Here is a 12,912-nt window from a genome sequence, read left to right on the forward strand (position 1 = left end):
CGCCGCAGGCACTCCGCCGAGCCCCGACGCGACGACGACCGAACTCGACGGCGCACGTGGTGCCGACGTGGACGGAGTGCGTGTGCACTCGATCCGGCTCGCGGGACTCGTTGCGCATCAAGAAGTTCTGCTCGGCACGCAGGGGGAGACGCTGAGCATTCGGCACGATTCGCTCGATCGAACGTCCTTCGCGCCCGGAGTCCTTCTCGGAGTCCGCGAGATCGCCGGACGACCGGGGTTGACCGTCGGCCTCGACCCGCTGCTGGACCTGTGAGCTGATCGACGGTGAACAAAACGACAAAGGTCGTCGCCATCATCACGGTGATGGTGCTGATCCTCGGCTTCTACTTCTTCCTGCTCGGCCAGCGCGGCGTGACGCTGATCCAGAACGGTGGCGTTGCGAGCATCGCGCTGGGGATCGGGGTCCTGCTGCTGCCGATACTCGGGTTGTGGATCGTGTGGGCCACCCTCAAAGCCGGTTTCGACCACCAGAGGCTGGCGTCGCGCATCCATGAGGAAGGCCTCGAACTCGACGTCGCCGATCTTCCGCGCAGGCCGTCGGGGCGGATCGAACGTGATGCGGCAGACGAGTTATTCCAACAGATCAAGACCGAGTGGGAGAAGGATCCGGACAACTGGCGCAACTCGTACCGTCTGGCTCGTGCCTACGATTACGCCGGTGACCGCGGGCGGGCCCGCGAGACGATGAAGCGCGCCGTGGCACTCGAACGGAACGAGAACTGACCTTCTATGCCGCGCACCCTGTTGGTCGTTCATCACACCCCGAGCCCGCTCACTCGGGAGCTGCTCGAGGCAGTGCTCGACGGCGCACACGACCCCGAGATCACCGGCGTGGACGTGCGCAGTGTGCCTGCACTCGGCGCGACCGTTCCGGATGTCCTCGGTGCCGACGGATTTCTCTTCGGAACACCGGCGAATTTCGGCTACATGAGCGGGGCTCTGAAGCACTTCTTCGACACCGTGTACTATCCGTGCCTCGGTGCCGTTGCCGGAAAGCCCTACGCCGCTTGGGTTCACGGCAACGACGACACCGTGGGTGCCGGACGGGCCATCGAGAAGATCGCGTCGGGGTGGGGCCTCGAGAAGGTCTTCGGGACCGTGCACATCGCCGAGAGCGGCAAGCCTGCACGCGAACGCTGCTACGAGCTCGGCGGAACCGTCGCGGCGGGGCTGTCGATCTGACGGCTACGATCCCATCATGGATTTCGACCGGTATGTCCGATTTGTGCCGGAGCAGTATCAGCCGGTAGCAGGGGAGAAGCCCGAGTCGACGTACTGGATGTGGGGCGAGCAGCGCGTTCACATCGCCCGTGCTGCGCGGCCCGAGTCCAGGGTCCGCGTCATGGCCTTGCACGGTGCCGGGGGCCACTCCGGTCTGTTGTGGCCGTACGCCGCCATCGCCGCCCGAGAGGGCTTCGAGGTGATGTGCCCCGACCTGCCTCTCTACGGAGACACCGTCGTCTCGGACCCCGCGTCCGTTCGCTACCGCGACTGGATCGACCTGCTGTGCGAGCTCGTGGCCGCCGAGAAGTCTCGCGACGGCCGTCCTCTCGTACTGCTGGGCGCAAGCATGGGAGGCATGCTCGCGTACGAGGTGGCGCACCGAACGGGGCTGGTGGACAGAGTGATCGCGACCTGCCTGCTCGATCCGGCCGATTCGAGCGCTCGCCGTGCGGCGGCGCGATTCGACCTGCTCGGTGGGCCGGCTCCACAGCTTCTTCGGATGCTCGCCGCTGGCGCAGGCGGAGTACGTATTCCGGTCCGGTGGATGGCCGACATGGCGAACATGAGCCTGAACGCGGAGCTGTCCGGTGTGTGCGCACGTGACCCCAGAGGCGGCGGGGTGCGTGTTCCCATCGGCTTCCTCGCGAGCTTCTTCGGCTACTCGCACACCCGACCCGAGAACTACGACGGTCCGCCGGTACTCCTGACCCACCCCGCCGACGATCGGTGGACGCCACCGAGCGTCAGTATCCGCTTTCTGCAACGCATTCGGGCCGACACCGAGATCGTGATGCTCGACGGGTGCGGGCATCTCCCCGTCGAGGAACCCGGGCTGACCCAGCTGGCCGACGTCATGAGGTCCGTCCTGGGACGCTACTGACCTCAGTCGGAGTTCTCGGGGGAGTCCGGACGAAGGATGTCGTCGGCCGGGATCGGCAGCGGAAGCTCGAGCAGGCGCTCCGGCCAACTCGGATACGCGGGCCGAATCCACACTCGGTTGTCGTCGAGTTGCGTCATCAGCACACGCCGCCACGGCCAGTCTTCCTGCGGTGCACTCAGATCGGTCTCGGACTCCAGCGGCAGGGGTGCCTTCGTCCAATGTGGAGCCGACAGCGATGCCAGACCGCGATCCTCGAGGTGGGCGATCGCAGTCTCGATCGGAACGCACTGCGCGACGGCGATTCCGGCGGGATTGACGGCATCGACCAGATAGCCGTCGTCGTATTCGTCCTGCGTACTCGTGTCGTGCGCAACGGTCCACCCGATCACCTCGCCGTCGGAGGCTCGTCTCACCGGCAATCTGCTGCGCCACCGCTCGATATCCACTTCCTCGAAGATACCCGGCCCGAATAGTGAGTTCGGCACAGAAACTATTCTTGATTGTGAGCAGCCGAGGTGGTGCCCGTGTTTGACTGCTAGGGCTCGTGCAAGTTTGTACCACTTTCTATTCCAAGGGATTTCGATGACCCTCCGCATTCTCGATCGCTCCGCCATCGTCGCGACACCCGAGTGGAGCCGCTGGCTGATACCCCCCGGCCGCGCTGTCGATTCACCTCGCGATCGGATCCGCCTACGCCTGGAGCGTGTTCAAGAACGCCATCTCGCAGCCCGACGCACTCGGGCTCAGCGGCACCGTCACCGCCATTCCGTTCCAGCTCGCCATCGTGATGCTCGGCCTGTCCGCGGCGATCTTCGGGACCCGCGTCGAGAAGAACGGTCCACGGTGGGCCATGGCAGTCTCCTTGGTCTTCTTCGTCTCGGGCCTGCTGCTGTCCGCGCTCGGCATGGCCCTCGGACAGTTCTGGCTGGTGATCTTCGGCTACGGATTCGTCGGCGGTATCGGCCTCGGAATCGGCTACATCTCACCCGTCTCGACCTTGATGAAGTGGTTCCCCGACCGGCCGGGCATGGCCACCGGTATCGCCATCATGGGATTCGGCGGCGGCGCACTCATCGCGTCTCCGCTCACCAGCTCGCTGATGGTGAACTTCGGCGGCTTCACCGAAGGTTCCATCGCCAAGACGTTCCTCACACTGGGCGTCGGATATGCGGTGTTCATGGCCCTCGGTGTCGTGCTGATCAGAGTGCCGGCCGAGGGATGGACGCCGGCCGGGTGGACCCCGCCCGCGTCGTCGTCGATGATCTCGACGCACAACGTCTCGGCGGCGAACGCAGTGAAGACTCCCCAGTTCTGGCTGCTGTGGGTCGTGTTGTGCTTCAACGTCACGGCCGGAATCGGCATTCTCGAACGTGGATCGGGCATCTATCAGGACTTCTTTCCCGACGCGACCTCGCCCGAATCTCTCGCCGCCGCGGCCGCCGGCTTCGTCGCGTTTCTCTCGCTGACCAACATGATCGGACGGTTCGTCTGGTCTTCGGTATCCGATGTGGTGGGACGCAAGAACATCTACCGGATGTACCTCGGCGTCGGCGCACTGCTGTACCTCTACATCGCGTTGTTCACCAACACCAACAAGATCTTGTTCATGGTCTCGGCGCTGCTGATTCTCTCGTTCTACGGTGCGGGTTTCGCGACGGTTCCGGCCTATCTCAAGGACCTTTTCGGTACCTATCAGGTGGGCGCGATCCACGGACGACTGCTCACCGCGTGGTCGGTGGCCGGCGTGCTGGGGCCACTGATCGTCAACGCCATCGCCGACGCCGGAGAGCCCGGCACCACCGGCCGATACCTACCGGCGTTCTACGTGATGATCGCCCTGCTGGTGGTCGGCTTCCTGGCCAACGAAGCGATCAAGCCGGTCGCCTCGAAGTACCACGAATCCGATCACGCGGGTTCTGCAGCAACCACGGGAGCAAAGGCATGAGCGGCGGACAGAAGCAGGTCACGATGGTGGTCGCATGGGCCTGGGTTGCCGTGCCGTTCGCCTACGGACTGTACGAATTGATCCTCAAGGCGGCGAACCTGTTCAGCAGCTGAGTCAGTATGTCGGTGGGGCGTGACAGGCTGACCCGATGCAGGAGATGAGTGCCGCCGCCGCCCGTCGCACCGCCCTGGCCGCCCAGGGGTTGGCGTCGAGGCGTTCGCGTACTCGGCCGGCGAGCAAGGCCGCCGTTCACGCAGCCATCGACGCCACCGGGTTGCTGCAGATCGACTCGGTGTCGGTGGTGGTGCGCGCGCACTACGCACCGGTGTTCAGCCGCGTCGGTGCCTACGACCGCACGATCGTCGACGACGCCGCATGGACCGATACTGCACGTCGGCCTCGTCGATTGGTGGAGTACTGGGCCCACGAGGCCGCACTACTGCCCGTGGAGGACTGGGCGCTGATGCGGTGGCGAATGGAGCTGTATCGACACGGGCGGTGGGGCGGAGCCGCCCACGTTCTCGATCGTGAACCGACGCTCGTCGACGACGTCCTGGCGGTGATCGGCGACAACGGCGCGGCCAGCGCGGGTGAGATCGAAAAGCACCTCGAGGTGGACACTCCCGGTCGCAAGGGTCCGTGGTGGGACCGCAGCGATGTCAAGGTCGTCTGCGAACAGCTGTTCGCGGCCGGCGTGGTGACCGTGCCGGCACGCACGGGATTCGTGCGCCGGTACGAGCTCAGCGAACGGGTGATCCCGTATGACGTTCTCAACAGGCGTGTCGACGAACCGGACGCGGTACGTGCACTGATCGAAAAGTCCTCTCGGGCACTGGGAGTCGGAACCGAGCCGGATCTGAGGGACTACTACCGGCTCTCGCAGAAGCAGGCCAAGGCGGCGATCGCCGAACTCGTCGAGGACGGTGTACTCGAACAGGTGACCGTTCGAGGCTGGAACGCACCGGCATACCTGCACCGCGAGGCCAGAACGCCCCGAACGGCCACCGCGGCCGCACTGCTGTGCCCGTTCGATCCGATGATCTTCTATCGGCCGCGGGTGCAGCGAATCTTCGACTTCCACTACCGAATCGAGATATACACCCCACAGCACAAGCGAGTTCACGGCTACTACGTGTTTCCCTTCCTGCTCGACGGGCACCTGGTGGCTCGACTCGATCTCAAATCAGTGCGACCTCGGTCCGAACTGCACGTGATCGCGGCCTACGTCGAAGGCGACCGCGACGCGCGCGACATCGCGCCTCGACTACGAGAGGTACTGCAGGAGATGGCGGATTGGCTCGAACTCGAACGCGTGGTGGTGGGGGACCGGGGAGACCTCGTCGCCGCATTGCGGTGAGTCCGTCAGTGAGTCGACTCCTGCCGAAGTGCACTCGGGCAGGATCGGTGTCACTATCGAACCGTGACTTCACGCCGGACGGACACTGCCACGGAACTCCCACCCCAGGTCGTTGTCCTGTTCGGGGCGACAGGAGACCTGGCCAAGCGAAAACTCCTGTCCGGGATGATGCATCTGGCGCTCTCCGACCTCGCGCCGAACATCCGTGTCGTCGGAACCTCGCTCGAAGAGATGTCGACCGACGAATTCCGCGCTCTCGCTCGCGAATCGATCAACGCCTACTCGAGCCGCAAAGTCGGCGACGAGCAATGGAGTCGTTTCGCCTCGCGACTGACGTACGTGTCACAGAAGGCAGGACCGGCGGCGCTGGGGGAGGCCGTGGCCGAGGCCGAGATCGAACTCGGAGGAAGCACGAAACGGCTGCACTACCTGTCCGTTCCGCCGAGAGCTGCTCTGGCCGTGGTGGATACGCTCGCGTCGGCCGATCTGGTGAAGCGCTCCCGGATCATCATGGAGAAGCCGTTCGGCACCGACCTCGAGAGTGCGATCGCGCTGAATGCTCGGGTTCACGAAACGTTCGACGAGGATCAGATCTTCCGCATCGACCATTTTCTCGGTAAGGAACCCGCTCAGAACATCCTGGCCTTCCGCTTCGCCAACGGGTTGTTCGAGCCGATCTGGAACCGTAATTTCATCGATCACGTCCAGATCGACATCCCGGAAAAGCTCGCCCTCGACGGTCGAGCCGGATTCTACGAATCCACCGGCGCGTACAAAGACATGGTGGTCACCCATCTGTTCCAGGTGCTGGCATTCATGGCCATGGAACCGCCGACGGCGCTCGAACCCCGCGCCATCAGCGAGGAGAAGAACAAGGTCTTCCGATCCATGATGCCGCTGGATCCGAAAAACGTTGTGCGAGGCCAGTACACGGGCTATCGCTCGGAGGAGGGGGTGGCTGCCGATTCCGACACCGACACCTTCGTGGCACTCAAGTGCGAGATCGACAATTGGCGCTGGGCCGGAGTGCCCTTCTACCTGCGGAGCGGAAAACGCCTTGCAGAGGGACAACGGATCATCTCGATCGCCTTCAGGGAACCACCGAAGAGCATGTTCCCGGCCGGCTCGGGTGTGGGCGCGCAAGGTCCCGACCACCTGACCTTCGACCTCGCGGACGCCTCGAAGGTGTCACTGTCGTTCTACGGCAAGCGCCCGGGACCCGGTATGCGCCTGGACAAACTCAGCATGCAGTTCGCCATCCAGGAAACCGAGCGGGTCGGCGACGTCCTCGAAGCGTACGAGCGGCTCATTCTCGATGCCATGTACGGCGACCACACGCTGTTCACCACGGCAGAGGGCATCGAGCGGCTGTGGAAGGTGTCCGAGCCGCTGCTCGCCGATCCGCCACCGGTCCGGCTGTACGCACCGGGGTCGTGGGGTCCCAACGCCATCCATCAACTCATCGCCCCACACGCGTGGCGGTTGCCGTTCGAGCGGGAGTGGCGCGAGAAGAAGTAGGGCCCAGCGCTCGCTCGAACCCGGAGCTCAGTTGTTCCAGCCGCGATCCTTGCGCATCTGGTCGCGCAGTGCGCCCTGAACTGCTTGGGACAACCACGAATTGAGCGACACTCCACTGTTGTTCGCGGCGTCCTCGGCACGTTCCTTGATCTGCTCGACCAGTCGCAGCGTCACCCGCCGGACCTCACCGGACACGTCGTCCATGGTCGGGTAGTCCTCGGTGACGGACTCCGCCGGATCGCCGTCGTGCAGACCGGGCACCGGGCTGTCGCGTCGAACATCGGCGTGCGCCTGCGTACCGTCGAGACGAACGGTGACCGTATGACCGTCCAGATCGTTCGATACCTCTGCGGCGAAGTCCGACAGCGCCGTGAGCAGCATCAATCTGGCCGAAGCCTCCGCCGTCTTGCCGAGTGCTTCGGCCGTCTGGCGAGTGTGCTCGTCTCCCAGGGCAGCCGCCGCGAGTAGATCCGTGCGCAGCGACGCGGTGTACTTGTCCAGTTCCATGACGCCAGTGTGACGCCATCGGTGACGTCGGTCAAGCAGCCCTGGTGGCGTCAGGTTGCAGCACTGTGACGTCATCGTTCGCCGGGCATCGGTACCGCGTTTAGGGTTGTGCGGTGTCAGCAGAAAACGAAGGTAGAGCTGTGCCGCGGACGGTTGCGCTGAGAGTGCAACTGGTCGCCCGAACCGAGTTCGTTCCGCCCGTCGACATTCCCTGGGAAACCGACGCGGACGGTGGGCAGGCGTTGGTCGAGTTCGCCGGACGTGCGTGCTATCAGAGCTGGTCCAAGCCCAATCCCCGGACCGCGACCAATGCGTCGTATCTGCGTCATCTGCTCGACGTCGGGCACCTCTCGGTTCTCGAGCACGCCGGCGTGAGTTTCTACATCACCGGCATCTCGCGATCGTGCACGCACGAGTTGATTCGGCACCGGCACTTCTCGTACTCGCAGCTCTCGCAGCGATTCGTTCCCGAACACGACGCCAACGTGGTTCTTCCGCCCGCTGTCGAAGGCGATCCCGAGCTCGAGGCGCTGTTCGCGTCCGCGACCGAGGCGAGCCGGGCTGCGTACACCGAACTGCTCGGTGCGCTCGAGGGAAAGCTGGAATCGGTCACCAACGCTGCGTTGCGCGGTAAGCAGGCCCGGCAGGCGGCCCGGTCGGTGTTGCCGAATGCGACCGAGACGCGGGTGGTGGTGAGCGGGAACTACCGGGCATGGCGGCATTTCGTGTCGATGCGTGCCTCGGAGCATGCGGACGTGGAGATTCGACGTGTTGCCGTCGAATGTCTGCGTAAGCTCGTGGGAGTGGCTCCGGACGTGTTCGGCGACTTCGAGATCTCGACGCTGCCGGACGGCACGGAAGTCGCCCGCAGCCCCTTCGTGACCGAGGTCTGACGACGAGGTTCGGTGGCGTCGGAGACCGGGTATGCATCGACGGTGTCGGCGGGGAGTCCCGCTGCGCGAGAGTGGGCAAAGCACCGGGTAATCTGCTGCCATGACCTACGGTGACGCCGCTCCTTCCGTTGCGCCTGTGTTCGGTACGGTGCTCACCGCCATGGTGACCCCGTTCACAGCGGACGGTAAGTTGGATATCGATGCGGGCGTTCGGCTGGCACATCACCTCGTCGAGCAGGGCAACGACGGATTGGTTCTGGCCGGCACGACGGGCGAATCGCCGACCACCACCGAGAACGAGAAGCTCGAACTGCTCCGCGCAGTGATCGCCGCAGTCGGCCATCGAGCTCGCATCATCGCCGGGGCAGGCAGCAACGACACCGCGCACAGCGTCGAACTCGCTCGTGACGCCGCCCGTGCAGGCGCGCACGGTCTCCTGGTCGTCACCCCGTACTACTCCCGGCCACCTCAGGCCGGTTTGTACGCGCACTTCACCGCGGTCGCCAACGCCACCGACCTGCCCGTGATGCTCTACGACATTCCGCCGCGGTCGGTCGTTCCGATCGAGACCGAGACATTGCGTCGGCTCGCCGAGCATCCACGGATCCTCGCGGTCAAGGACGCCAAGGGCGATCTGAACGCCGGCGCCGAACTGATCGCGTCGACAGGATTGCAGTTCTACTCCGGCGACGACCCGCTGAACCTGCCCTGGCTCTCGGTGGGTGCGACCGGTTTCGTCAGCGTCATCGGCCACCTCGTTCCGGCTCGGCTCCGTGAGCTGCACACCGCCTTCATGATGGGCGACATCGCACGCGCACAGGCAATCAACGTCAGCCTCATTCCGGTCATTCGTTCGGTCGCGCGCCTCGGCGGCGTCAGCGCATCGAAGGCCGGCCTTCGCCTCATCGGACTCGATGTCGGCGAACCACGACTTCCCCAGGTGCCACCGAGCATCGACCACATCGAATTGCTTGCAGCAGAGCTGCGGGCGGCAGGAGTTCTTGTATGACACGACCGAACAGATCGCGCGGACGCGCAACCCGAAACGCCGGACCTCCCTCCGAGCGTCCGGCCCCGAAGCAGGGCCAACCGGCAGGAGCCCGGCAGGGCAAGCCGATGGTGCAGAACTCGGCGCGCACTCAGCGTCCCGACAAGCGTCGTGAATTCGATCCGACGGAGCGCCTCGGCACACCGCCGAAGGCCCCGTTCAAGGGCCTGCGAGTGGTCGCACTCGGTGGTATCGGCGAAATCGGTCGCAACATGACGGTGTTCGAGCATCAGGCAAAATGCTCATCATCGACTGCGGCGTGCTCTTTCCCGAGGACCAGCAGCCCGGCGTCGACCTGATCCTGCCCGACTTCCGCCACATCGAGAACCGCATGGCCGACGTCGAGGCCGTGGTCCTGACGCACGGTCACGAGGACCACATCGGAGCGGTGCCGTTCCTGCTGCGTCTGCGTCCTGACCTACCCGTCGTCGGATCCAAGTTCACCCTCGCTCTGGTCGCGGCCAAGTGCCGTGAGCATCGGTTGCGTCCGAACCTCGTCGAGGTCATCGAGGGCCAGCACACGCAACACGGCCCGTTCGACTGCGAGTACTTCGCGGTGAACCACTCGATTCCCGATGCGCTTGCCATCGCCATCAGGACCGATGCAGGTCTGGTACTGCACACGGGTGACATCAAGCTCGATCAGCTGCCGCTGGACGGTCGCCTGACCGACCTGGCCGGCTTCTCGCGGCTCGGCGACGAGGGCGTCGACCTGCTTCTGGTCGACTCCACCAATGCCGAGGTGCCCGGATTCGTCACGCCGGAACGCGAGATCGGCGGAGTGCTCGATACCGTCATCGGCAAGGCGAAACAGCGCGTCATCGTCGCGTCGTTCGCCAGTCACGTGCACCGCATCCAACAGGTCATCGACGTCGCCGAGCGGTACAACCGCCGGGTGGCGTTCGTCGGCCGGTCGATGGTCCGCAACATGCAGATCGCTCAGGACCTCGGCTACCTGCGTGTGCCCGACGGCCTCGAGGTCACTGTCGACACTGCCGCAACGCTTCCCGACGACCGGTTGGTGCTCATCTCCACCGGTTCGCAGGGCGAGCCGCTCTCGGCGCTGTCCCGGATGGCCCGCGGCGAGCATCGCCAGATCAACGTCAAGGCGAACGATCTCGTGGTGCTGGCTTCCTCGCTCATCCCCGGCAACGAGAACTCGGTGTTTGCCGTGGTCAACGGCCTCGCCAAGCGTGGCGCGACCGTCGTGACGCAGCAGAATGCGAAGGTTCACGTTTCGGGCCACGCCTCGGCGGGTGAGCTGCTGTACCTCTACAACGCGGTACGGCCCACCAATGCCATGCCGGTGCACGGCGAGTGGCGTCACCTGCGGGCCAACGCGGCGCTGGCCAAGGCGACGGGTGTCCCCGAGGAACGTGTGGTGTTGGCGGAGGACGGCGTGGTGGTCGACATGGTCGACGGTCTCGCCGAGATCGTCGGACAGGTGCCCGTGGGGCACGTGTACGTCGACGGCCTCTCGGTCGGTGACGTCGGCGATTCGACGCTGTCCGATCGACTGGTACTGGGCGAGGGCGGATTCATCGCGATCAGCGTTGCCGTCGATTCGGCCACCGGACGCGCGGTGACCGCACCCGAGGTGTCCGGTCGAGGATTCTCCGACGATCCGGCCGCACTCAAGGAGGCCGGTCAACTCGTCGAGTCGGAGTTGCAGCGTCTGGCGTCCGACGGCGTGTCGGATACGCATCGCATCGCGCAGGCCGTGCGCCGTGTGGTCGGTCGGTGGGTGGCGGACAAGTATCGCCGCAAGCCCATGATCGTTCCGACGATCATCGCGGTCAAGCCGCAACCGCAGTCCTAGAGTTCAGACGAGCAGTCGCCAGAGTCCGATCAGACCGAGAACGACGATGGCACCACGCAGGGCCGCCGGCGAGAGCCGGCGGCCGTAGCGCGCTCCGACCGCTCCACCGATCAGGGAGCCGACCGCGATCAGTCCGGCGGCCTGCCAGCTGATGTCGTCGAATCGAAAGATCGTGTACGTCACTGCTGCAACGACATTGACGACCAGCGACAAGAGATTCTTGGCTGCGTTCATCCGCTGCATGGTTTCGGGGAGTAGTGCCCCCATCACCCCGATGAGCAGAATGCCCTGTGCGGCAGTGAAATAGCCGCCGTAGATGCCGACCATCAGAGTGCCTCCGGTGACCAGTGCCATCCGGGTACGGCTGATGTGGTTCGCGGCCTTGCCTGCGGCTTCCGATCGTCGCTTGGCCCAGGCCTGAATTCGCGGTTGTGCGACAACGAGAATCAGCGCGCCGATGAGCAACACCGGAACCACTGCGGCGAACACGGTTTCGGGCAGATGCAGCAGCAGCCAGGCGCCACCGAGCGCTCCGAAGAACGAGGCGGGCAATTGCCACCGCAGGCGATGCCACTGCCCGCGCAGTTCCCGGCGATATCCCCACGTGCCCGACACGCTTCCCGCGACCAGTCCCACGGCATTGGACATGGTGGCGACCACCGGGGGATAGCCGAATGCGACCAAGGTCGGAAACGTGATCAGCGTCCCGGAACCGACGACGGCGTTGATCGCTCCGGCTCCGAGTCCGGCGAGCAGGATGACGAGAATTTCCGATACCGGCACTGTTGGGAGGCTACCGACGGGTCGGGTGCATCGAACATCGGGGAGTGTGAGGCCGGCGGGATGCCGTCGGTTCGCTCGGGACGTACCGTGGACTCCGTGAGCCTTGCCCAGGATGAACGTTCTCAACTGGTCCAGACCCTTCTCGACGTGGGTCCCGATGCGCCGACGCTGTGCGGTGAGTGGACAGCGGCCGATCTGGCGGCGCATCTCGTCGTCCGGGAGCGACGCCTGGACGCTTCGCCGGGCATATTTCTCTCTCCGCTCGCGGGGTACACGGAGCGGGTCCAGCGATCCGTGGCGAACAAGCCGTTCGCGACCGTGGTGGAGGACGTACGGACCGGGCCGCCCATGTGGTCGCCGTTCGCACTGCTGGATCCTTTGATCAATCTCGGTGAGATGTTCGTTCATCACGAGGATCTGCGCCGGGCAGGTGAGAGTTGGACTCGGCGAGTGTTACCCACCGCGGTGGAGACCCGGCTCTGGCCGCAGGTTCGTCTGGTGGGTCGGGGCGGTCACCGCTCCTCACCCGTGCCGGTCCACGTGCGCACTCCCGATGGCCGACATGCCACGTTCAAGGGCGGGTCGGGCCCCGGCGTGACCGTGGTGGGGGAGCCGTCGGAACTGCTGCTCTACGCGTTCGGACGTGATCAGATCGAGGTGCTGTACGAGGGTTCGGCAGACGATGTCGCTGCCGTGAAGGCGCTCGATCTGAGCTTCTGACACATTCACCTCCGCTGTTACTGGTGTTGCGGATGGTTTCGACGGGGCTGTTGCGACTAGCTGGGGGCATGGCAGGAAAGACCAGCACCTCCACCGCCAGGGCCGGATCCAGCGGATCCGGCTCCTCGCGCGCATCCGGCACCGCCCGTAAATCCGGTGGCGGCCGTACCGCGCGCACCGTCACCACGCCGAAGAAG

12 protein-coding genes and 2 pseudogenes are annotated in these 12,912 nt (G+C 65.0%); 11 read left to right on the top strand and 3 right to left on the bottom strand.

What is annotated here, in order from left to right:
- The 4 genes from RHBS_RS15350 to RHBS_RS15365 form a co-directional block, all read left to right on the top strand.
- Positions 1-274 (top strand): dihydrodipicolinate reductase C-terminal domain-containing protein (locus tag RHBS_RS15350; protein ID WP_272913864.1); only part of this gene is annotated, 274 nt, incomplete at its 5' end.
- A gap of 50 nt (positions 275-324) precedes the next feature.
- A complete protein-coding gene (locus tag RHBS_RS15355) occupies positions 325-744 on the top strand; it encodes a hypothetical protein (protein ID WP_183130407.1) in 420 nt (139 codons plus the stop codon).
- A 6-nt stretch (positions 745-750) separates the two neighbouring features.
- Positions 751-1,203, top strand: a complete 453-nt coding sequence (locus RHBS_RS15360; protein ID WP_121870072.1) for a flavodoxin family protein — start codon at positions 751-753, stop codon at positions 1,201-1,203.
- 16 nt (positions 1,204-1,219) lie between these two features.
- Positions 1,220-2,125 carry an alpha/beta hydrolase gene (locus tag RHBS_RS15365; protein ID WP_128645963.1) on the top strand — a complete coding sequence of 302 codons (906 nt, stop codon included), beginning with the start codon at positions 1,220-1,222 and terminating at the stop codon, positions 2,123-2,125.
- Between the two features lie 2 nt (positions 2,126-2,127).
- On the opposite strand, the gene RHBS_RS15370 is transcribed toward RHBS_RS15365, so the two are convergent.
- Complete coding sequence (locus RHBS_RS15370; RefSeq protein WP_237669262.1) at positions 2,128-2,610, bottom strand: hypothetical protein; 483 nt, start codon at positions 2,608-2,610, stop codon at positions 2,128-2,130.
- 97 nt (positions 2,611-2,707) lie between these two features.
- On the opposite strand from RHBS_RS15370, the pseudogene RHBS_RS15375 reads away from it, so the two are divergent.
- The 3 genes and pseudogenes from RHBS_RS15375 (at position 2,708) to zwf (ending at position 6,945) form a co-directional block, all read left to right on the top strand.
- Positions 2,708-4,070: pseudogene (locus RHBS_RS15375) on the top strand (OFA family MFS transporter).
- A gap of 148 nt (positions 4,071-4,218) precedes the next feature.
- A complete protein-coding gene (locus tag RHBS_RS15380) occupies positions 4,219-5,427 on the top strand; it encodes a winged helix-turn-helix domain-containing protein (RefSeq protein ID WP_128645964.1) in 1,209 nt (402 codons plus the stop codon).
- A 63-nt stretch (positions 5,428-5,490) separates the two neighbouring features.
- Positions 5,491-6,945: a glucose-6-phosphate dehydrogenase gene (zwf, locus tag RHBS_RS15385; protein ID WP_128645965.1), complete on the top strand. Its 1,455-nt coding sequence runs from the start codon at positions 5,491-5,493 to the stop codon at positions 6,943-6,945.
- Positions 6,946-6,972: 27 nt separating this feature from the next.
- Here zwf and RHBS_RS15390 read toward each other — a convergent pair whose 3' ends face one another.
- Positions 6,973-7,452: a hypothetical protein gene (locus tag RHBS_RS15390; protein WP_128645966.1), complete on the bottom strand. Its 480-nt coding sequence runs from the start codon at positions 7,450-7,452 to the stop codon at positions 6,973-6,975.
- Between the two features lie 140 nt (positions 7,453-7,592).
- Here RHBS_RS15390 and thyX point away from each other — a divergent pair, with 140 nt between their 5' ends.
- From thyX to RHBS_RS15405, 3 genes and pseudogenes are all read left to right on the top strand, one after another.
- Entirely contained in the window at positions 7,593-8,345 is a 753-nt protein-coding gene (gene thyX / locus RHBS_RS15395) for an FAD-dependent thymidylate synthase (protein ID WP_128645969.1), read from the top strand.
- A gap of 100 nt (positions 8,346-8,445) precedes the next feature.
- A complete protein-coding gene (dapA, locus tag RHBS_RS15400; RefSeq protein WP_027496818.1) occupies positions 8,446-9,354 on the top strand; it encodes a 4-hydroxy-tetrahydrodipicolinate synthase in 909 nt (302 codons plus the stop codon).
- A 107-nt stretch (positions 9,355-9,461) separates the two neighbouring features.
- Positions 9,462-11,212: pseudogene (locus tag RHBS_RS15405) on the top strand (ribonuclease J).
- A 3-nt stretch (positions 11,213-11,215) separates the two neighbouring features.
- Here the strand turns inward: RHBS_RS15405 and RHBS_RS15410 are convergent.
- Positions 11,216-11,995 (bottom strand): sulfite exporter TauE/SafE family protein, encoded by a 780-nt coding sequence (locus RHBS_RS15410; protein WP_128645967.1) that lies wholly within the window; start codon positions 11,993-11,995, stop codon positions 11,216-11,218.
- Positions 11,996-12,091: 96 nt separating this feature from the next.
- On the opposite strand from RHBS_RS15410, the gene RHBS_RS15415 reads away from it, so the two are divergent.
- The gene (locus RHBS_RS15415) at positions 12,092-12,715 is read left to right on the top strand and encodes a TIGR03085 family metal-binding protein (protein WP_183130166.1); all 624 of its coding nucleotides are present in this window, start codon (positions 12,092-12,094) and stop codon (positions 12,713-12,715) included.
- The last annotated feature ends 197 nt before the right edge of the window (positions 12,716-12,912 follow it).

The sequence above is a fragment of the Rhodococcus sp. BS-15 genome (genome assembly GCF_000813105.1).
Lineage (GTDB): Bacteria > Actinomycetota > Actinomycetes > Mycobacteriales > Mycobacteriaceae > Rhodococcoides.

What these genes read in the sequence shown, in the direction of transcription:
- RHBS_RS15355 (WP_183130407.1), top strand. Translation starts at nt 325, where the DNA reads ATGGTGCTGATCCTCGGCTTCTACTTCTTCCTGCTCGGCCAGCGCGGC.
- RHBS_RS15360 (WP_121870072.1), top strand. Translation starts at nt 751, where the DNA reads ATGCCGCGCACCCTGTTGGTCGTTCATCACACCCCGAGCCCGCTCACT.
- RHBS_RS15365 (WP_128645963.1), top strand. Translation starts at nt 1,220, where the DNA reads ATGGATTTCGACCGGTATGTCCGATTTGTGCCGGAGCAGTATCAGCCG.
- RHBS_RS15380 (WP_128645964.1), top strand. Translation starts at nt 4,219, where the DNA reads ATGCAGGAGATGAGTGCCGCCGCCGCCCGTCGCACCGCCCTGGCCGCC.
- RHBS_RS15390 (WP_128645966.1), bottom strand. Translation starts at nt 7,452, where the DNA reads ATGGAACTGGACAAGTACACCGCGTCGCTGCGCACGGATCTACTCGCG.
- dapA (WP_027496818.1), top strand. Translation starts at nt 8,446, where the DNA reads ATGACCTACGGTGACGCCGCTCCTTCCGTTGCGCCTGTGTTCGGTACG.